The sequence below is a fragment of the Xanthomonas cassavae CFBP 4642 genome, from assembly GCF_000454545.1.
Classification (GTDB): Bacteria; Pseudomonadota; Gammaproteobacteria; order Xanthomonadales; family Xanthomonadaceae; genus Xanthomonas; species Xanthomonas cassavae.
Window position 1 is genome coordinate 1,938,400 of sequence record NZ_CM002139.1, and the last position, 20,286, is coordinate 1,958,685.

The window sequence follows — 20,286 nt, forward strand, 5'->3', positions numbered from 1 at the left end:
CATGGAGCGCATCCCGATCCTGCGCATGGGTCACCTGCTGCTGGTCACCATCCAGGTGGACATGCATGACCAACTGGCGCTGAAGCTGCAGGAAGACTTGTCGGAAAAGATCAGCGCCACTTCCGCGCGCGGCGTGTTGATCGATATTTCCGCACTGGATATCGTCGATTCGTTCATCGGCCGCATGATCAGCACCATCTCCGGGCTGGCGGCGCTGATGGGTGCGCGGACCGTGGTTGTGGGCATGCAGCCGGCGGTGGCGATCACCCTGGTCGAACTGGGGCTGACCCTGCCGTCGGTGCGCACTGCGCTCGATGTCGAACGTGGCATGCGCCTGCTGCAACAACCCGACCCGCAATCATGAGCGCCGGTTCGCAACCGGTCCGCACCGAGCAGGATGTGGTGCTGGCGCGGCAGACCGTGCGCAAGCTGGTGGTGCAATGCGGCTTGCGGCTGGTCGACCAGACCAAGCTGGTGACTGCGGCCAGCGAACTGGCGCGCAACACCGTGATCTACGGTGGTGGCGGCGACATGGACTGGGCGCTGGTCGAAAGCGGCATGCGCAAGGGCGTGCAGCTGACCTTTCGCGACGAAGGCCCGGGCATTGCCGACCTGGATCTGGCACTCACCGACGGCTGGACCTCCGGCAGCGGCTTGGGGCTGGGCCTGTCCGGCAGCCGGCGGCTGGTGGACGATTTCGTGCTGGATAGTGCAGCCGGCAAGGGCACCCGTATCACCATCACCAAATGGAAGTGACGGTTGCCGGCGCGCTCACCCAGGTGATCCGCGTCGAGGAGTCCACCCAGGTGGGCCAGGTGCGCCGCGACGCGGTGGCGCTGGCCCAGGCCTGCGGATTTGACGAAGACGCCTGCGGGCGCGTGGCGCTGGTGGCCACCGAGCTATGCACCAACCTGCTCAACCATGCCGGTGGCGGGCAGATGCAGTTGTGCAGCGTGGCCGGCCGCCATGGTCCTGGCGTGGAATTGTGCTCGCTCGATCACGGCCCCGGCTTCGTCCTCGCCGACTGCCTGCCGGATGGCTATTCCACCGGCAGCACGCCCGGGAACGGATTGGGCGCCGTGCAGCGGCATGCCGCGCTGCTGGATGCGTATTCGGATGCCACCGGTGCGGTGGTACTGGCGCGCGTGCACGCCACGCAGGAGACGGCGGAGGACCTGCCCTATGGTGCGATCCGCCTGCCGTTGCACAGCGAAACCCTCTGCGGCGACGCCTGGCAGCTGTGTGTCGATGCGCAGCGCGCTACCGTCACCGTGATCGATGGCCTAGGCCACGGGCCCGGCGCCGCCGATGCCGCCGATGCGGGTGCCCGCGCCGCCGCGGTGGCCAGCGGCGAGCCCGGCGAGCGTCTGGCACGGCTGCACGCCGCCATGTCCGGCACCCGCGGCGGCGCCGCGGCGGTGATGCAGTTCGACGTCGCAACCGGCCGGGTGCGCTTTGCCGGGGTGGGCAATATCGCCGCGACGCTGAGCGATGGCGACGGCGTGCGCGGCATGCCTTCGCACCCGGGCATCGTCGGCGTGCAGTTTCGCAAGGCGCAACCCTTCGACTTTCCACAGGCCGCCGGCAAGGTGCTGGTGATGCATAGCGACGGCCTGCAATCGCGTTGGAACCTGCGCGATCACCCCGGCGTGCTGTCGCGCCATCCACGCATCATCGCCGCGGTGCTGGCGCGCGATTACGCGCGCGGCCGCGACGATGCCTGCGTCTTCGTCATGCGCCTGGGAGGCCTGCAATGAACGCACCCGATGCGGTACCGGCCGGCGATCCGCTGGCCGAACTGGAGACCCTGCGCCAGCAGAACCAGGCCCTGCGCGAGGAGCTGGAAGAAACCAACCAGGGCGTGCTCGCCCTGTACGCCGAGCTCGACCAGCAGGCCGAGCAGTTGCGCGATGTGTCCGAGCTCAAGAGCCGCTTCCTGTCGTACATGAGCCATGAATTCCGTACCCCGTTGGGCTCGATCCTGAGCATCACCCGGCTGCTGGAAGACGGCATGGACGGGCCGCTCAACGACGAGCAGCTCAAGCAGGTGCGCTTTGTCAGCGCCTCCACGCGCGAACTCAGCGAGATGGTGGACGATTTGCTGGACCTGGCCAAGATCGAGGCTGGGCGCATCACCATCTCGCCGGGCTGGTTCGACCTGATGGACCTGTTCGCCGCATTGCGCGGCATGTTCCGCCCGCTCACCGATGTCGGCACCCCCACCTTGATCTTCGAAGATCCGCCGGTGCTGCCGATGCTGTACACCGACGACAAGAAGCTGGCGCAGATCCTGCGCAACTTCATTTCCAACGCGCTCAAGTTCACCCCGCAAGGCCATGTGCGCGTGCTGGCGCAGCTGGAAGACGAGCGCCACGTGCGCTTCAGCGTGCAGGACACCGGCATCGGCATCGCGCCGGAGCTTCACGAGGCCTTGTTCGAGGATTTTGTACAGGTGGACTCGCCGTTGCAGAAGCGCCTGACCGGCACCGGGCTGGGCCTGTCGATCTGCAAGCGCTTCGCCGAACTGCTTGGCGGAAGGGTCGGCATCAACAGCGTGGTGGGGCAGGGGTCGGAATTTTTCGTGGTGCTGCCGGTGACGCTGGCAGCGGAGAAGGCACTTGGGCAGTAAGCACCACATCCTGGTCGTGGACGACAATGCGGTAACGCGCTACTCGGTGCGGCGCGTGCTGGAGCACCATCATTTCGTGGTCGAGGAGGCCGGCACCGGCACCGATGGCCTGGCCAAGCTGGCCGTGCAGGCGTTCGCGGCAGTGGTGCTGGACGTCAACCTGCCGGACACGAGCGGTTTCGATATCGTGCGCACGCTGCGCGCCGAGCCGCGCACCGCGTTGCTGCCGGTGGTGCACGTCTCGGCCGCCTCGATCGCCACCGGCGACATGATCACTGGGCTGGATGCCGGCGCCGATGCGTACATGATCCATCCGGTGGACCCGAACGTGCTGGTCGCCACGCTGCGCACCTTGCTGCGCGCGCGCCACGCCGAAGAGGAACTGCGGGCCAGCGAGGCACGCTTTCGCGAGATCTTCGAACACATCAGCGCACCGATCGCGGTGGTCGATGCGCAGCTGCACACGCACGAGGTCAATGCGGCGTTTCAGCGCCTGATCGGCAGCGCCAGCCCGGCCAAGGCGATCCAGGCGGCCGGGCTGGACCAGTCCGCGACCGTGCAGGCGCTGACCACCGCGCTGCGGCGACGCGAACGCTGGAGCGGCGCCCTGACCCTGCTGCACGATGGCCGGGCACGCGAAACCGAGTGGCGGGTATCGCCGTACCGCGAGCCGGATCTGGGCTTGCTGATGGTCGAGGACGTGACCGAACAGCGGCTGCGCGAGCGCGAACAGCGCCAGGAACTGGACACCGCCACCACCGAACTGGCGCACCAGATCGCCGAGCGGCAACGCACCGAAATCCAGCTGCTGCAGGCGCAGAAGATGGAAGCGCTGGGCAAGCTCACCGGCGGCATCGCGCACGACTTCAACAACCTGCTGACCAGCATCATTTCCGGCCTGGACATGATCCAGCTGGCAGTGGAATCCAATCGCATCGAGCGGGTGCCACGGCTGGCCGAGATCGCCACCGGCTCGGCGCACCGCGCGGCGGCACTGACCCAGCGCATGCTGGCGTTTGCGCGCAAGCAATCGCTGGATACCCAGCCGTTCGACGTGAACCTGCGCGTGCGCTCGCTGGAAGACATGCTGCGCCGCTCGATCGGCGAAAACATCGTGCTGGAACTGGACCTGGCCGACGCCACGCTGGTGGCAGTGGCCGATGCCAACCAGCTGGAAAACGTGGTGCTCAACCTGGTGATCAATGCCCGCGACGCGCTGCTGGGCCAGGGCAGCATCCGCGTGCAGACCACCGCGCATACCGCGCTCGACGACCCGGAGCTGGACGACGGCGAGTACGTGGCGGTGAAGGTGATCGACAACGGCAGCGGGATCGCGCCGGCCATCCTCAACCAGGTGTTCGAGCCGTTCTTCACCACCAAGCCCATTGGCGAAGGCACCGGTCTGGGCCTATCGATGACCTACGGGTTTGCGCGTCAGTCCGGTGGCACCGCGCGCATCACCAGCCAGGTGGGCGAGGGCACCACGGTGACGCTGCTGCTGCCGCGTGGGCTGACCGCCAGCGAGCTGCCACCGGCGCCGGCACCGAGCACGCCGCGCACGCACAATGCGCGCATCCTGCTGGTGGACGATACCGACGTGGTGCGCATGATGGTGAGCGAGGTACTCACCGATGCGGGCTATCTCGTGCTCGAAGCCGAAGACGCCAACGGCGCGCTGACCCATCTGCGCACCGAGGTGCCGATCGATCTGGTGGTGTCGGATGTCGGCCTGCCGGGCATGAATGGGCGCGACATGGCCGATCTGGCACGGGTGTTGCGGCCGGGACTGCCGATCTTGTTCATCACCGGCTACGCAGAAAACGCGATCACCCGGCAGGAGTTCCTGGCCGACGGCATGGCCCTGTTGCCCAAGCCCTTCAGCCTCAACGACCTGCTCAATACCGTCGGGCAGATGCTCGACAGCAGCGCGCTGGCGCGCGCGTAGCGGCCGCTGCGCTGGCCGCAGCGACGGCTGGCTGCGATTAGCTGCAACCACCAGGCCGGACGCGTGGTACAGACGCAAGAGGGTGGCGCCTGGAGCGGTGCGCGGCAGTGGCGCTGGAGGGCGATGCGTTCTTCGACATCGTCTGGTGCGTGACGCGCGACGATCGCCAGCGCGTGAGATGCCGCATTAGCCTGCTGCAGGTGTTTCCTGTGTGCACGCGGAGCGAGGTCGTGCATGGAGAGGCGCGCTACAGCGGCGTGGTTCCGCGCCGCGCGCGGGGCGATGCGCTCGCACGTGTACGTTGCGATAATCCCTAATCCCTAATCCCTAATCCCTAATCCCTAATCCCTAATCTCCCGCCTCAGCCCCCGCCCCACAATTCGCATCGGTAGCGCGGCTGCGCTCAGCGCCAAGACGCGTACGGCCCGAACGTGGCGCCCAGGAATCCGCCGGCGGTGTCGGTGCTCAGCACGCTGGCGTCGCCCTGTTCCAGCAAGGTCTGCCACTGGCCGGTGCCGATGGCGTCATCCACCTGCAGTCGCGCGGCCATCCGGCGCGAAGCGCAGCTGCACCGGTTGGGTTGCGTCGGGCAGGGGTGCACGCGCCAGCTCCGTGCCGATGCCTGGGTCCTGCAGCCCGGCGCGGCGATACAGCACCACCGCCGCGCCGGCATCGTCGCGTACCAGCATCGCCGCCAGGAAGTGACTTTCCTTGGCCACGATAGCCAGGCCGGCCTGCCCGCCGGGTGCCAGCGCGCTGCCATCCACCTGCGCAACGACAGTGGCGTGGTGATGCTGCAGGCGGTGCCCCAGGTACGCCGGCTGGCCGCGGCCGAGATCGCCCAGCGCCACCTTCGACGGCGCGATGCGCAAGCCCTGCGGGCCAGGCAGGTGCCACGGCGGGGGCGGCGGGTGTATGGTCATCCACTGCATCGGGACCCGCGCCTCCTGGAAACGCTCGCTCCACTGCATCGGCCCGCTGGTGGGCAGGGCCTGCGTGCCAGCGGGCAAGGACGGGACGGGTGGCGACCGGTGGCACCGCACTGCCGTGCGGCAGCACCACCGGCCAGCCGTCACGCCAGGTCACCGGCAACAGGAAGGTTTCCCGGCCCAGGTTGTACTGATCGCCCTGGTACGGACGGGTGGCCAGAAATACCGCCCACCACGCGCCGTCCTTGAGCTCGACGAATTGCGCATGCCCGGCCGAGGTGATCGGTGCGCTGCGGCTGGGGTCCAGGTCGCGCTGGGTGAGCACCGGATTGCCGCTCCAGGGCTCGTATGGGCCGCTGATCTGGCGGCTGCGGTAGATCATCTGCGCGTGCTGCTCACCGGTGCTGCCTTCGGCCGCGGTGAGGTAGTAATAGCCATCGCGGCGGAACAGGTGCGGGCCTTCGATGTGTTCTGGATTGGTCGCGGGCTTGAACCCGGAATCCACCCGCTTCCGCATTCGTTGCACTGGCCCGGCGCCAGCCCCGCGGCAGCATGACACTTCGTGGCAGGACAGGGCGCAGACGATCTGCCATGGCAGCCCAGCACGACTGCCTGTACCACGGCCGCCGGCCGGGGCGGTCGCGGCTGCCACTTCGCTGCAACATTGCTGACATATCGTGCGCGCGTCGCCATGCTGCGCCCCCTTCCGGCATGCCCATGCCGAACGGACTCATTCTCGCGTCACTCACCCAAGGACCCACCCGCATGTCGTTGTACTCGCCTGTCTCGCCGTCGCTGACGCCCGCTACCCCGCACGCCGTGCGCAGCCGCACCGCATTGCAGCGCAGGCCGCTGGCACGCGCCTGCGCCGGCTTGCTGCTGGCTTGGATGGCGGCGGCCGCCGCCGCGCAGCAGGCGCCGACGACCCAGGGCGAGGGCAGCCCGACGGCACTGGATACGGTGACTGTCACCGCCGAGCACCGCGAGCAGAACCTGCAGGAGGTGCCGGTGTCGGTGGGCGTGGTGCAGGGCGCGGCCATGCGCCAGTACACCGCCGGTGGCGACGACACCTTGCTGGCACTGTCCGGCCGCGTGCCGGGCTTCTATGCCGAGACCACCACCGGGCGCATCTTCCCGCGCTTCTACATCCGCGGCCTGGGCAACATCGACTTCTATCTGGGCGCCTCGCAGCCGGTGTCCATCATCCAGGACGACGTGGTGCTGGAGCATGTGGTGCTCAAGTCCAACCCGGTCTACGACGTGGACCAGGTCGAAGTGCTGCGCGGCCCGCAGGGCACCCTGTTCGGTCGCAACACTACCGCCGGCATCGTCAAGTTCGACACCGTCAGGCCGAGCGACAGCTACACCGGCCGTCTCGATGCCAGCTACGGCAGCTACAACACCGTATCGCTGGACGGCGGCTTCGGCGGCCCGATCAACGATGTGCTGTCGTTCCGCGTCTCGGCGTTGTACCAGCACCGCGACGACTGGGTGGACAACACCTTCGCCGGCAGCAGCGCCGATGGCACGCGCACTCCGCGCAAGGATGCGATGGGCGGCTACAACGACCGCAATGCGCGTCTGCAGGTGCTGCTCAAGCCCAACGATGCGTTCTCGCTGCTGGGCTCGGTGCACACACGCGATTACGACGGCACCTCCACGCTGTTCCTGCGCAATGCGGTGACCCGCGGCAGCGATAAGGTGGACGTGCCGCGCGATCGCGTGGCCTACGATGAAGCGCATGACAACCCGCAGGCGTACCAGACCGACGGCGGCTCACTCAAGGCGATCTACGACTTCGGCGGCGTGTCGCTGACCTCGATCACCGCCTACGAAACCACCTCCGGCTACAGCCGTGGCGACACCGATGGCGGCGCAGCGGCCAACTACCCGGTCAACGGCGTGCCCAACGGCTTCGGCCAGTCGATGGGCCAGATCCGCGACCTGGACCAGTACACCCAGGAACTGCGCCTGGCCAGCGAAGGCGACGACGCCCTGCAGTGGCAGCTGGGCGCGTTCTACTTCGATGGCCGCGACACCACCGATTTCTATCAGCGTGCGTACTTCCTGCAGACCGCCGCGCGCAATCCCAACAACTGGGTGCGCCTGCGCAACACCAACACCTCGTGGGCCGGCTTCGGCCAGCTCAGCTACAAGGCCACCGACGCACTGACGCTGACCGCCGGCATCCGCCAGACCAAGGACACCAAGGAGACCCGCCTGCTCAAGAGCGCCGACACCGCCGCCGGCGTGGTGACCTACCGCGGCCGGCGCGAGGTACGTCTGTCCGACACCCAGCCCAGCTGGGATCTGAGCGCCATGTATGCGTTCAACCCGGAGTTGAGCGTGTATGCACGCGTTGCGCGCGGCTTCCGCGGCCCGACCATCCAGGGTCGCAGCGCGGTGTTCAATTCGGACTTCACCACCGCCGATTCGGAAACCATCCTGTCGTGGGAAGCCGGCATCAAGAGCAGCCTGTTCGACAATCGCCTGCGTTTGAATGTCAGCGGCTTCACCTACACCGTCGATGACATCCAGCTCAACGGCAACGACTCGGACGGCAACGGTGTGCTGTTCAATGCCGACAAGGCCAAGGCCTACGGCCTGGAAGCGGACCTGGACTGGCGCCCGATCTCCAACCTGTCGCTCACTGCCGGCCTGAGCCTGCTGCACAGCGAAATCCACGACACGCGCGTCTATGCACAGGCCTGCGCACTCAATGGCGTGGTGGTGTGCACGGTCAACGACCCGACCATCCGCGTGGGTGCCAACACCTTTGCGCAGATCGACGGCAACCCGCTGCCCAATGCGCCCAAGTACACCCTCAACCTGGCGGCGCGCTACGACATCCCTGTGGGCAACGACGGCGCGTTCTTCGTGTCCACCGACTGGAACAGGCAGGGCGAGACCAGCTTCGTGCTGTACGACTCCACCGAGTTCCGCGCCGACGGCAACTTCGAAGGCGGCCTCAAGCTGGGCTATACCGGCGGTTACGGTGCGTGGGAGGTGGCGGCATTCGCACGTAACATCACCAACGAAGAGAACGTCAAGGGCGTGATCGAAAACTACATGGCGGCGGTCTATAACGAGCCGCGCATCGTGGGGGTGTCGGTCAACGTCAACTGGCAGTAACGCCTGTCTGAGGCAAGGCCGCGGCGCAGCCGTCGCGGCCCCGTCTGGTGTGTCAGCCAAGCCAGTGGCGTTGATGCGCCGCCGGCGTTGTCAGCCCTGGCTCAGGACCGAGCGCACCCAGCTGACGATCTGCGCGCTGCTCACCGGGCCGGAATGCCGGCCAATCTCGTGCCCGCCGCGCAGTACCAGCAGAGTGGGAATGCTGCCAATGCCAAAGCGCCTGCCCAGCGCCGGATGCTGGTCGGTGTCCACCCTGGCCAGCCGCATCTGCGGCTCCAGCGTGGCCGCAGCGGCGGCGAAGTGCGGTGCCATGCTCAGGCACCGCCCGCATCACCGCGCCCAGATCCACCACCAGCGGCAGTTCGCTGCGCACGGCGTGCTTGTCGAAATCGACAGCCGACAGCGCCACCGGCGCGCCGGTGAGCAGGGCCATACGGCAGCTTCCGCAGCGCGGAGCATCGCGCAAGCGCACTTCCGGCAGACGATTCAATGCGGCACAGGCGGGGCAGCCGACCAGCTGACCAGCAGTGGAATCGTGGGCATGGCGACTGTCCGGGTATCGATAACAAACTGGTCGCAGGTGTATTGTTCGACGTTACGACTTCTCTCCGAAAAAGCGCAGTTGCGTTCTCATTTCAGTAGATTTTGGCGCAAGATGACCCTTTGCATAGGTGGCGTCTTTTTCTCGCTGGCAAACTCTCGCCGTAGTGCCCGAACCCGACAATACTCCCATGCACAACACGACGATTGCCCCTCGCTTCTGCGTTGGCTTAGTAGATGCCGGTCTTGTGAGCGACCGATTTGAGCGCGTAGCGCACGTCATCAAAGGCGTGGTGCGGTTTTGCCTGGCGGGGTTGGTAATCTGGGGGGGGGCGGTTGCCGCTGCGACTCCGCCGGTCAACGGTCACCGTCTGATATTGGAGTTGAGTCCTGCCGAGTTCGATGCACACGGCGCTCTTCCCTATCTTGATGTTGCATTGGACATTGATGGAGTGACAGCCGACCGAGGCGAGACCGTGTTGCAACTGAGCAAGGTTAGCGACTCAACCGTGACCAGTGCCGATCAGCTGAGCGATCTGCAGGTGGCAGATGCCAAGGGGCCGCTGAGGCTGACGGTGCAGGATCTCGAGCTGACGCCTAACGATGTCATGCGTCGCTGGCAGGCAGATCGCACGGTCGTTGGCACGGTGCGGGTGAGATACCGAATTTCCATCGATGCGCAAAAGCCGCTGGTCGGCAGCCCGATGACCGAGTTGCGAACCGGCGAATATGCCTTCTCGGGCGCTGGCGCGTCTTTTTTGGCACTGCCCGATGATGACCTTCAACGCACCGTATGGATTCGCTGGGTGCTGCCGCCTGGCGCGAAGAGCACCCGGGCTATCAGTAACCTGGGCGTCGGCGATCAGAAGTCCCGGCAGCCGCTCACTGTCGATGCCCTGCGTGATTTTTTCTTCATGCATGGTGCGGTGGGGGTGTTCCAGTCCGAGGACGGAGCCTTGACCGGAAGCTGGGCCGGGACCCCGACATTCGCGATGGACCAGGTCATGCGCTGGAGTGCGGATCTGCGGCGCTTCTATGCGCATTTTTTTCGCAGTCAAGCCGCGAAATTCAGCATATTTGCCCGTCCTAATCCAGTGAATCCGGGAAGCGGAATTGGCCTGAAGGACGGCTTCGCATTTACCTACGGCCCCGACACCACCGAACAGGGCGTCCGTTTGTTACTTGGGCACGAAATGGTGCATGCACTCATGGTCAGCCTGGACGAAGAGAACGATCCAGGCAACACCAAGTCTGCATGGTTCAACGAAGGGTTGGCCGTGTACTACCAGCGTGCGTTGCCGCTGAGGGCGGGGCTGATCGACGCTTCCGTTTTCCTGGAGGACCTCAATCGTACTGCCGCGCAGTACTACACCAGTGCCAAACGCAACGGGACCAACGCCGAGGTGGTGGAAAAGTTCTGGAGCGATGCCCGTGTGCGCCTGCTTCCCTACCAGCGGGGATCACTGTATTTCGCGCAAGTTGATGCAGCGGTGCTTGCAAAGTCCGGCGGTAAGCGTTCGCTGGACAATTTGATTCACACAGTGATCGACGCGCATGTTGCCGGCACTCCCGTCAACGCGGCCCTCTGGCGCAAAATACTGAGCGATGAACTGGGTCCGCAAGGTGTTGCGGACTTTGAATCCATGATGGCCGGCGGACTGGTGCTCCCGCCCTCCGATGCTTACGGCCCCTGTTTTCGGCGTGTACTTCGCAAGACCCGCCCGTTCGACCCTGGTTTTTCGATGAGCGCCTTCACGCCGCCGGGCAAGATTGTCGACTTGGTGCATGGATCGGAAGCGGAGAAGGCAGGAGTTCGCGAGGGAGATATGCTGCTCAAGGGCGGCGTGGGTGATCGCGTGATGCTGGACCCGACCAAGACCCTGAGGCTGCAATTGTCCAGGGAAGGGAAGATTTACGAAGTCAGGTATTTGCCGCGTGGCGCGCCGGTCGATACCTACCAATGGGAGCAGTCCGAAGTACCGGGCTGTGCGGTGCCGTGACCTCGCCATCCACAAGGCACCGTGCACTGAGTGATGTCATGCGCCTGGCGCTGTCGTCCAGGCGAGCGGACCTCTCTTCCAGCGCTATTCCGGCAAAGTCATTACCGGAACGAAGCCGCCATAGATCATGCGTTTGCCGTCGAAGGGCATCGGGTTGACCGATGGGTCCATGCGCGGGTCCTCCATCATCTTGCGCATGCCTGCGTCGCGGGTGGCCTTGTCCGGCCATTCGATCCAGGAAAACATCACGGTTTCGTCCTCGGTGGCCTGGACCGCGCGATAGAAGTCGGTCCATTGCCCGTGCTGGACATCGTCGCCCCAGCACTCCACCACGCGCAGCGCGCCGTATTCCATGATGACCGCATCGCCCATGCGGGCATGGGCGATGAACGCGTCCTTGTTGGCCGTAGGCACGGCAAGCACAAACCCATCGATATACGACATAACCACCTCCGCAGACTGGGTGCACGGCGTGCACCTGAGGATGACCAAGGGATGTTGGTGCGACCAAGAGGACAGGAACGTGCGTCCAGCGCGCTTGCCATACGAGCATACGGCGCATGCGGCCGGTCGGCACTGCTTGAGTCGGCTGTCACGCCGCGTGCGCCGCGGGCAGCGCCTGTCGGGCTCGCTCGGCGGCTGCGCGCGGCCCGCGCAGGCTCGGTCTGGCCGATAACGGTGCCCAAACTCCGCTGATGGGGCAGGACACCCATTGGCGGGCCGCGGCCGCAGGATGCGATCGGTACCTGCGGTGAGGTGCGGGTGCCGGAACCGGTGCGGCGGTCAGGCCGCCAGGTTGTGGCGGCGCAGCCGGGCTTCGAACACCACCTCGCCGTTTTCGTTGCGCGCCTGCAGCGTGCCGCCATGCGCCTTGACGAACTGATCGGCAATGAACAGCCCCAACCCCAGTCCCTGGCTGGCATGGAAGCTGGCCTTGAACGGCTCGAACAGCCGCGGCATCAGGCTGTCGGGGATATGCCCGGCATTGCGTACAGACAGCCGCAGGGTGTCGGCCTCGCGCCCGTCCAGATGCACCTGCACCGGATGCTGGCCGCCATGCAGCACGGCATTGCCAACCAGGTTGGACACCACCTGCGCCAACCGGTCGCCGTCGCCATCGCCGTGCAGGTCGCCCTCGGTGCGCAGGTCGATGGTGGTGTGCGGATTGGCCTGCGCCACCTCACCCACCGCGCCATGCGTCACCTCGCCGACATTGCAGGGGCCGAACTGCATCGGCAACCCATCGGTGCGCAGGCGCGAGAAATCCAGTAGCTGCTCGACCATGCGCGCCATGCGGCGCGCGCTGTTTTCCAGGTGGTCGAGCGTGCGTGCCGCCGAGCCATTGGTCTCCATGTCCAGACTGAGCTTGTCGGCGCACAACAGGATCACCGACAACGGCGTGCGCAGGTCGTGGGTGAGCACCGCCATCATGGTTTCGTTGAGCGTAAGCGCGCGTTCCAGCGAGGCGTTGCGTGCCTTGAGCAGGCGCCGCTGCTGGTACAACTCGATGAACACATTGACCTTGCTCAGGATCACGTGCGGCTCGATGGGCTTGTGCAGGAAATCCACCGCGCCGGTCTCGTAGCCCTGGAAGGCGCGCATCGGGTCGTTCGGCGACGCGGTGAGGAAAATGATCGGCACATGCCGGGTGCGCTGCGAGCCGCGCATCAGTTCGGCCAACGAAAACCCATCCATCTCCGGCATGTGCACATCGAGCAGGGCCAGCGCCACGTCGTGTTCGAGCAGCAGCTCCAGCGCCTGCGCACCGGAGGCGGCGCACAGCACTTCGATGCCGTCGCGCTGCAGCAGCGCTTCCATCGCCACCAGATTCTGCGGCACATCGTCCACGATCAGGATCCTGGCGGGTTCGTCGCCGGGCGCAGCAGGGCCGGTCGCAGTGAGGTTCATGGGCGAAAGGTTTCCAGTTCGCTGCAGATCGCCTGCAGGGTCAGCACCGCATCGGCGCCGGCGTGGGCAAGCGCGGAGGCGGGCATCAAGGGAGAGGCTGCATCGTCGGGCCGCTGGATCCAGGCCGTGCCGCCGGCGGCGCGCACGGCCGCCACGCCGGCGCTGCCATCGCTGCTGGCGCCAGTGAGCAGGATCGCCAGCAGGCGCTCGGCAAACACATCGGCGGCCGACTCGAACAGCGGGTCGATCGCCGGGCGCGAAAACAGCACCGGTGCATCCATCGACAGCGCCAGGCTGGTGCGGCTTTCCACCAGCAGATGGTAATCAGGTGGAGCGATGGTGACCGTGCCGGCCAGCAACGGCTGCTTGTCCTCGGCCTCGCGCACCGGCAGCGCGCAGCGCGCATCCATCAGTTCGGCCACGTGGCTGGCGCGGTCGCGCGGCAGGTGCAGCAGCACCAGCACCGGCATCGGCAAGGCAGGCGGCAGGCTGGACAACAGCGCCTGCAGCGCGGTGACCCCGCCGGCCGATGCACCGATCACCACCGCATCGAAGCGCGGGTGCGCAGGCAGGGCGCTCATGCGGCCTTCCGGTACAGGCGCTGCTCGCGCGCGCAGGTTTCGAATGCCTGCGCATGCGTGCCGAATTGCAACGATTCCTTGCTGCCCAGGCCCAGGAATCCGCGGTGCACCAGTGCCTCGAAGAACAGTCCCACCGCGCGGTCCTGCAGGCTGCGGTTGAAATAGATCAGCACATTGCGGCAGGACACCAGATGCACCTCCGAGAACACCGTATCGGTGGCCAGGCTGTGATCGGCGAACACGATATTGCGCTTCAGGCGACGGTCGAACACCGCACCGTCGTAGGCGGTGGTGTAGTAATCCGACAAGGAGCCCAGGCCGCCGGCATCCAGATAATTGCGGCTGAACTGCGCGATCCGGTCGATGCCGTAGGCACCGGCTTCGGCCGTGGCAAGCGCTTCGGGATTGATGTCGGTGGCATAGATCACCGCTCTTTCCAGCAGGCCTTCCTCGTGCAGCAGGATCGCCAGCGACCAGACTTCTTCGCCGGTACTGCAGCCGGCGACCCACAGCTTGATCGAAGGATAGGTACGCAACACCGGCAGCGCATGTTCGCGCAGGACCCGGAAGTACGCCGGGTCGCGGAACATCTCCGACACCTGCACCGTGAAGAACTGCATCGCCTGTGCGAAGGTATCCGGCTCGTGCAGCAGGCGGTGCTGCAGGTCTGCCACGCGCGTGCACTCGAAGCGCGCCATCGCATGGCGCATGCGCCGCCGCAGCGACGACACCGCGTAATCGCGGAAATCGTAGTGATAGCGCTGGTAGACAGCCTCCAGCAGCACCCGCAATTCCAGGTCGAACAGCTCCACCGGGTTCATTGCCGCGAGCACCAGACGCGGCACAGCGACACCAGCTTGTCCACGTCGATGGGCTTGGCGATGTAGTCGTTGGCGCCGGCTTCCAGGCAGCGTTCGCGGTCGTCAGCCATGGCCTTGGCGGTGAGCGCGATGATGGGAAGATCCTGCCATTGCCGATTGGCACGGATCTGGCGCATCGCGGTCAGACCATCCATTTCCGGCATCATGATGTCCATCAGCACCAGGTCCACGTCGCGCGTGGCCAGGCGCTCCAGCGCCTCGCGCCCGTTGCGGGCGATTTCCAGTGTCACGCCCAATGGTTCGAGCACGCTGGACAGCGCGAAGATGTTGCGCACATCGTCTTCGGCCAGCAGCACGGTAGCGCCGTCGAGCACCGCATCGCGGCGACGCGCCTCGCGCAGCAGGCGTTGCTGGTCGCTCGGCAGCGAGGCTTCCACGCTGTGCAGGAACAGCGTCACTTCGTCGAGCAGGCGCTCGGGCGAACGCACGCCCTTGATGATGATGCTCTTGGAGTAACGACGCAGCTGCTGCTCTTCATCGCGCGTCAGTGCGCGGCCGGTGTAGACGATCACCGGCGGGAAGGCCACTGCATCGTTGCCGGCCATGCGTTCGAGCAAGTCGTAGCCGCTGCCATCCGGCAGTGCCAGGTCGGTGACCATGCAATCGAAGGTGGAGCCGGCCAGTTGCTCCAACGCCTCGGCAATCGTGCCTACGGCCACGATCTCCAATTGGTCGCGTGCCAGCAGCAGCTGTAGATTGGCACGCAAGGCGCTGTCGTCCTCGACGATCAGCAGGCGTCGCACTGCACGTTCGTTGGTTTCTTCCAGCTGGCGGATGGCACCGGCCAGCAAGTCGCGTGTGGCCGGCTTGATCAGATAGCCCACAGCGCCCAGTTCCAGCGCAATCTGGCTGCGTTCCAGTGCGGACACCACATGCACCGGGATATGGCGGGTGGCGGGGTCGCGCTTGAGGCGTTCGAGCACGCTCAGGCCGGAGGCGTCCGGCAGGCCGATGTCCAGCAGGATACCGCTCGGGCGCAGTTCGGCGGCCAGGCGTAACGCCTCTTCGGCACTGGGCGCCACCACGCAGTCGAAATCCAGCTCATGCGCCAGATCGACCAGCGCCTGTGCAAAGCGGGTGTCGTCTTCCACCGCCAGGATCAGGCGTCCCGGCCGCAACCGTTGATCGCGGTCGTCCAGCGCAGGCTGCAGTGGCACGGCGCTGGCGGCGGGAATCGGCAACGGCGGCGTGAGCACGGCGGTGCTGGCTTCGCCAGGTCGCGCTGCAGTCGCCAGGCCCGCGTGCGGGCGTTGCGCAGATCCGGCTGCCGATGCTGGTGCAGTGGCAGCAAGGTCGGTGTCAGGGGTGGTGACGCGCTCTGCCGGTGCACCGTCGGTGGGCAGTTCCAGCGTGAAGCAGCTGCCGCGTCCTGGTTCGCTATCCACGCGGATGCTGCCGCCCATGCGTTGCGCCAGGTCGCGCGAGATCGACAGCCCCAGGCCGGTGCCGCCATAGCGCCGCCGTGTGCTGCCGTCGGCCTGCCGGAATGCTTCGAAGATCACCTCGGTCTGCTCGCGCGCAATGCCGATGCCGGTGTCTTCCACCTTGAACAGCACCCGCCCGGTCGTATGCGCCTGGAGCGACAGACGCACCTTGCCGTGTTCGGTGAACTTGACCGCGTTGGCCAGCAGGTTCTTGAGGATTTGCTGCAGGCGCTGGTTGTCGACCACCAGCTGGCTGGGGGCGCCGACCTCGGCTTCGATCTCCAGGATCAGGCCCTTCTGCCGCGCCAGCGGTTCGAAGGTGTCGCGCAGCCGCTGCACGATGCTGCCGGTGTCCACGGTTTCATCGGCCAGCTCCACATGCCCGGCCTCGATCTTGGACAGGTCCAGGATGTCGTTGATCAGCGCAAGCAGGTCGTTGTTGGACGACAGGATCGCCTGTGCGTATTTCACCTGTTCGGCGCTGAGCGTGCCGTCCTTGTTGTCGGCCAGTAGCTTGGCCAGGATCAGCGCGCTGTTGAGCGGCGTGCGCAGCTCGTGCGACATGTTGGCCAGGAACTCGGACTTGTAGCGCGACGCGGTCGCCAACTCATTGCCATTGCGCACCAGCTGGTTCTGCGCAACCAGCAAGGCCTGCTTCTGCGCTTCCAGCGCCTGGGTGCGCTCTTCCAGCTGCACATTGGTCTGTTCCAGTTCGGCCTGCTGCTGCTCCAGATCGCTCTGCGACTGCTGCAGGCTGCAGCTCTGTTCTTCCAATTCTTCGTTGGCAACGCGCAGTTCCTCCTGCTGCGTCTGCAGTTCCTCGCTCTGGCGCTGGGTTTCTTCCAGCAGGGCCACCAACTGCGCGCGCAGCAGCGCGGTGCGCAAGGCCAGGCCGATGTTTTCGCCACAGCGTGTCAGCAGTTCTTCCTCGCGCGTGGCGGCCGGGCGCGCAGCGCTGACACGGCCCAGCTCCAGCAGGCCGATTACCCGCCCATCGGCGGTGACCGGGGCCAGCAACAGTTCCTGGCAGGCGCTCTTACCCAGGCCGGAGGCGATCTGCAGATGCCCGGCATCCACGCCGCGCACCCGGCGCACCGCCGCCCGCTGCAATACCTCGCCCCATTGGCCGGCAGTGGTCGGCAGCGAGGCCGGCATGTCCACCGGCAGCGCGGCGCCGCCTGTCAGGCGCAGGCGATCGCCTTCGATGCGATACAACGCACCGACCTGCGCATCCAGCGTCTCGCACAGGGCGCGCACCGCGGCATCGGCCAGGTCTTGCGGGCTCTGGTCGCCACGCAGGCTGGCTTCCACGGTGTTTTCGGCCTGCTGCAGCCACAGCGCCACTTCGGCCTGGCGCCGCGCCCGAATCGCCTGCGTCACCACCAGCGCCATCGCCAGGAACGACACGCCACCGATGCTGCGATTGATCGACGAAAAACTCGAATTGGTGCTGGGCGGCGCCAGATGAAAGCCGGTTGCCAGCAGCACGCACGACAGCACGCCGACCACGATGGGAGCCTGCGGGCGGTTCTGGAACACGGTGACGCCAACGGCTATGAAATAGGTCAGCCACACTGCATAGCCGAGCGGCGTCACCAGCTCTGCGCCCAATGTCCCCGCCATCAAGGCCGCCGCGCACACCCAGATCCAGCGGTCGCGTGTGGTCGAGATGTTCTGCATGAGGCGCGGACCGAAACTGGGAGGGCGGTCATGGTAGCCGATAAGTTTCACGCGCAAATCGCCGGGTTTTTGACGCTTTTACGGCTGTGACGGCTTGCACGCAACCTTCACGCGCACGTCACTATGGTCGCGCGCTTTTCGGGGAAAACATCGCCAGATGGATGCCCAGACGGCCATCGACAACGCGGGGCCGCTGTCTCACGACAGCCGGCAGTGCCAGCTGTTGGTGCAAAGCGTTTCCGACTACGCCATTTACATGCTCGATGTGGCAGGGCATGTGCGCAGCTGGAATACGGTGGCGAGCGCATCAAGGGCTACCGCGCCGATGAGGTACTCGGCGCGCATTTCTCGCGGTTTTACCTGCCCGAGGATGTGCAGCGCAACGAGCCGATGCGCAATCTCGAGCTTGCCCGCCAGCAGGGGCGCCTGGCCACCGAAGGCTGGCGCCTGCGCAAGGACGGTAGCCGCTTCTGGGCCAGCGTGGTGATCGAACCGGTGCTGGAATTCGGCGTGCTGGTCGGCTTTGCCAAGATCACCCGCGATGTCACCGAGCGCCACGAAGCGCAGCGACTGCTGCAACAGGCGCAGCATGCGCTGTTGCAATCGCAGAAGGTGGAAGCGCTGGGCCGGTTGACGCTGGGCATGGCGCACGATTTCAACAACCTGCTGACGGTGATGGTGACCAGCCTGGACCTGATCGCCTTGCGCGCCGGCGACGATGCGCGCACGCGCATGCTGGTGGAAGCGGCGCAGACGGCGGTGGATCGCGGCACCTTGCTGACGCGGCAACTGCTGTCGTTTGCGCGCGGTCAACGGCTGGCACCGGAACGACACGCCGCCAATGCGGTGGTGACGCGCGCGCTGGAGCTGCTGCGCCGCGCCTGCCCGGCCGGGATCGGCCTGGCGTTGCAGCTGCCCGACGCATTGCCGGACGTGTGCGTTGATCCCGGTCAGCTCGAATCGGCACTGCTCAACCTGGTGTTCAACAGTTGCGATGCGATGCCCAACGGTGGCGCGATCACCTTGAGCACCGCCGTGCAGCAACGCGCTGCGCCATTGGACCCGCACGGCGCCGCGCGTCGCTATGTCGGCATTGCGGTGCGCGACGACGGCCCGGGCATGTCGGTGCACGTGGCGCAGCGCGCCAGCGAACCGTTTTTCACCACCAAGGATGTTGGCAAGGGCTCCGGCCTCGGATTGAGCCAGGTCTTCGGCTTTGCATCCCAGTCCGGCGGTTTTGCCGAGATCCAGACCGCACCAGGACGCGGCACCACTGTGACCCTGTTTCTCCCGGCCATCGAGGAGGCCGAGCATGACTGAACCCCTGCGCCTGCTGATGGTGGAAGATCAAGAGGAACTGCGCGAGTTGATCGGCGAAGCCCTGCGCGACGCCGGCATCAGCGTCGACACCGCCGACGATGGCCACGGCGCGTTGCGCATGCTGCGCGAGAGTGGTCCTTACGATGTGGTGTTCAGCGACATCCGCATGCCCAACGGCATGTCGGGCATCGAATTGAGCGAGCAGGTGGCGCAGCTGCTGCCGCAGGCGCGCGTGATCCTGGCATCGGGCTTTGCCAAGGCGCAACTGCCGCCGCTGCCGGCGCGGGTCGATTTCCTGCCCAAGCCGTATCGCCTGCGCCAGCTCATCGACCTGTTGAAGGGCGTGGCCGCCAGCGCCTGAGCTTCGGCGGTTATCGCGCCTTGAGCGGCTGCATTCCGTCCCGGCAGCGGGGCACCCTGGTGTCGAACGGTGCCTGCAGCCAGCGCTGATCGCTGGCTGCAGTGCATCGCCGCGTTCACCGGCTCTGGTAATAGACCTTGTCGATGGCGATCTCCACCGCCGCTGCAGGCGGATCGGCCACCAGCATGAAAGGCTGTTTCACTGCCTGCAGGTCCAGATCGTAGAACGCGCTGAAGGGAATGCTCACCTCGTGCCAGGCTCCATCGCGCACCAGTCCGTACTGGTTGCCACCAGCCACGAAATCCACCCAGCTATCGCCAAAACTGGTGTTGATGCCGATTTTGAAAGTGGATGGCGTGGTCGTCTTCAGGTGCAACTTGAGCGCGCCACCGGCGTAGGCGGCCAGATTACGGTAATCGCTCTGGATGCCCAGCCCGAACCAGGCCCCGGCATTGGCGCGGTAGGCCATGACGCTGCCGCCCTCGAACGGAGCCTGCGCGATCGGGTTGAGGTTGTTCCATAGATACAGTTCGGCATCCTGCCCGAAGGTCAGCCGCGCGCTGGTATCGGTCTGCTCGGTGAACACGCCAAAGCGTCCGGCAGGTGCGGCGTGCTGCGTGCCCACGTACAGCTGCGATCCGGGGTTTTGGTACAGGCGGATGTGAGGGTTGGCAGGGATTCGTGTAAAACACAGCCAAAAGTGGGCTAACTTGCTGTCAGTAAAGGTTTCTTACACGAATCCCTGCCAACCCTCAGATAGTCCCCCCGACTGAGCCTCACTGAGGAAATAGCTCCATCAACCATGCGAGCTCCTCTTCGTTGAATGCCGGGAAATCATCCGCTGCCCCTGCGAAGGGGTCCACATCTTGTTCCCACATCACGGTGCTGGACGCTGCCAGGTCGGCAGCCATGGGCGTACCAGGATCCGGGAGGCCGCCCCCGATCCTGGTACGCGG

At 65.9% G+C, this 20,286-nt stretch carries 15 protein-coding genes and 4 pseudogenes; 10 read left to right on the forward strand and 9 right to left on the reverse strand.

From position 1 onward, the window contains the following. The first annotated feature begins 1 nt into the window (after position 1). From XCSCFBP4642_RS0108700 to XCSCFBP4642_RS29965, 6 genes are all read left to right on the forward strand, one after another. Positions 2-364 (forward strand): STAS domain-containing protein, encoded by a 363-nt coding sequence (locus XCSCFBP4642_RS0108700; RefSeq protein ID WP_029219442.1) that lies wholly within the window; start codon positions 2-4, stop codon positions 362-364. Further along, complete coding sequence (locus XCSCFBP4642_RS0108705; protein ID WP_029219443.1) at positions 361-756, forward strand: ATP-binding protein; 396 nt, start codon at positions 361-363, stop codon at positions 754-756. Before XCSCFBP4642_RS0108700 ends, XCSCFBP4642_RS0108705 begins: the two co-directional genes overlap by 4 nt. After that, entirely contained in the window at positions 747-1,757 is a 1,011-nt protein-coding gene (locus XCSCFBP4642_RS0108710) for an ATP-binding protein (RefSeq protein ID WP_029219444.1), read from the forward strand. Before XCSCFBP4642_RS0108705 ends, XCSCFBP4642_RS0108710 begins: the two co-directional genes overlap by 10 nt. Then, positions 1,754-2,629 carry a sensor histidine kinase gene (locus tag XCSCFBP4642_RS0108715; RefSeq protein ID WP_029219445.1) on the forward strand — a complete coding sequence of 292 codons (876 nt, stop codon included), beginning with the start codon at positions 1,754-1,756 and terminating at the stop codon, positions 2,627-2,629. The genes XCSCFBP4642_RS0108710 and XCSCFBP4642_RS0108715 overlap by 4 nt, the downstream gene beginning before the upstream one ends. Beyond that, positions 2,619-4,574 (forward strand): response regulator, encoded by a 1,956-nt coding sequence (locus XCSCFBP4642_RS0108720; RefSeq protein WP_029219446.1) that lies wholly within the window; start codon positions 2,619-2,621, stop codon positions 4,572-4,574. The genes XCSCFBP4642_RS0108715 and XCSCFBP4642_RS0108720 overlap by 11 nt, the downstream gene beginning before the upstream one ends. A 107-nt stretch (positions 4,575-4,681) precedes the next feature. Next, positions 4,682-4,891 carry a hypothetical protein gene (locus XCSCFBP4642_RS29965; protein WP_029219447.1) on the forward strand — a complete coding sequence of 70 codons (210 nt, stop codon included), beginning with the start codon at positions 4,682-4,684 and terminating at the stop codon, positions 4,889-4,891. Between the two features lie 86 nt (positions 4,892-4,977). On the opposite strand, the pseudogene XCSCFBP4642_RS29970 reads toward XCSCFBP4642_RS29965, so the two are convergent. After that, positions 4,978-6,008, reverse strand: a pseudogene (locus tag XCSCFBP4642_RS29970) (family 43 glycosylhydrolase); the annotation flags it as partial. Positions 6,009-6,268: 260 nt separating this feature from the next. On the opposite strand from XCSCFBP4642_RS29970, the gene XCSCFBP4642_RS0108745 reads away from it, so the two are divergent. After that, positions 6,269-8,635, forward strand: coding sequence for a TonB-dependent receptor (locus XCSCFBP4642_RS0108745; protein ID WP_029219450.1), 2,367 nt, complete (start codon positions 6,269-6,271; stop codon positions 8,633-8,635). A 90-nt stretch (positions 8,636-8,725) separates the two neighbouring features. Here the strand turns inward: XCSCFBP4642_RS0108745 and XCSCFBP4642_RS24395 are convergent. Beyond that, positions 8,726-9,152, reverse strand: a pseudogene (locus XCSCFBP4642_RS24395) (thioredoxin domain-containing protein). Positions 9,153-9,366: 214 nt separating this feature from the next. Here XCSCFBP4642_RS24395 and XCSCFBP4642_RS0108755 point away from each other — a divergent pair. Continuing rightward, positions 9,367-11,175 (forward strand): M61 family metallopeptidase, encoded by a 1,809-nt coding sequence (locus tag XCSCFBP4642_RS0108755; RefSeq protein WP_084624443.1) that lies wholly within the window; start codon positions 9,367-9,369, stop codon positions 11,173-11,175. 84 nt (positions 11,176-11,259) lie between these two features. On the opposite strand, the gene XCSCFBP4642_RS0108760 is transcribed toward XCSCFBP4642_RS0108755, so the two are convergent. The 5 genes from XCSCFBP4642_RS0108760 to XCSCFBP4642_RS0108780 form a co-directional block, all read right to left on the reverse strand. Continuing rightward, entirely contained in the window at positions 11,260-11,619 is a 360-nt protein-coding gene (locus XCSCFBP4642_RS0108760; protein ID WP_029219452.1) for a DUF1428 domain-containing protein, read from the reverse strand. A gap of 339 nt (positions 11,620-11,958) precedes the next feature. Then, on the reverse strand, positions 11,959-13,083 hold the full coding sequence (locus tag XCSCFBP4642_RS0108765; RefSeq protein WP_029219453.1) for a hybrid sensor histidine kinase/response regulator: 1,125 nt from the start codon (positions 13,081-13,083) through the stop codon (positions 11,959-11,961). Next, the gene (locus XCSCFBP4642_RS0108770; RefSeq protein ID WP_029219454.1) at positions 13,080-13,664 is read right to left on the reverse strand and encodes a chemotaxis protein CheB; all 585 of its coding nucleotides are present in this window, start codon (positions 13,662-13,664) and stop codon (positions 13,080-13,082) included. The genes XCSCFBP4642_RS0108765 and XCSCFBP4642_RS0108770 overlap by 4 nt, the downstream gene beginning before the upstream one ends. After that, positions 13,661-14,509, reverse strand: coding sequence for a CheR family methyltransferase (locus tag XCSCFBP4642_RS0108775; protein WP_029219455.1), 849 nt, complete (start codon positions 14,507-14,509; stop codon positions 13,661-13,663). Before XCSCFBP4642_RS0108775 ends, XCSCFBP4642_RS0108770 begins: the two co-directional genes overlap by 4 nt. Next, positions 14,482-17,649 carry a response regulator gene (locus tag XCSCFBP4642_RS0108780; RefSeq protein WP_029219456.1) on the reverse strand — a complete coding sequence of 1,056 codons (3,168 nt, stop codon included), beginning with the start codon at positions 17,647-17,649 and terminating at the stop codon, positions 14,482-14,484. Before XCSCFBP4642_RS0108780 ends, XCSCFBP4642_RS0108775 begins: the two co-directional genes overlap by 28 nt. Positions 17,650-17,806: 157 nt before the next feature. Between XCSCFBP4642_RS0108780 and XCSCFBP4642_RS24400 the strand changes: the two are divergent. Both XCSCFBP4642_RS24400 and XCSCFBP4642_RS0108790 read left to right on the forward strand, forming a co-directional pair. Beyond that, positions 17,807-18,969 (forward strand): annotated as a pseudogene (locus XCSCFBP4642_RS24400) (PAS domain S-box protein). Further along, positions 18,962-19,330, forward strand: coding sequence for a response regulator (locus tag XCSCFBP4642_RS0108790; RefSeq protein WP_029219457.1), 369 nt, complete (start codon positions 18,962-18,964; stop codon positions 19,328-19,330). The pseudogene XCSCFBP4642_RS24400 and the gene XCSCFBP4642_RS0108790 overlap by 8 nt, the downstream one beginning before the upstream one ends. 115 nt (positions 19,331-19,445) lie before the next feature. Here XCSCFBP4642_RS0108790 and XCSCFBP4642_RS28375 read toward each other — a convergent pair. Both XCSCFBP4642_RS28375 and XCSCFBP4642_RS24410 read right to left on the reverse strand, forming a co-directional pair. Beyond that, positions 19,446-19,994, reverse strand: a pseudogene (locus XCSCFBP4642_RS28375) (glycoside hydrolase family 16 protein); the annotation flags it as partial. Between the two features lie 112 nt (positions 19,995-20,106). After that, on the reverse strand, positions 20,107-20,286 hold a 180-nt coding region (locus tag XCSCFBP4642_RS24410), incomplete at its 5' end, for a hypothetical protein (RefSeq protein ID WP_033898177.1).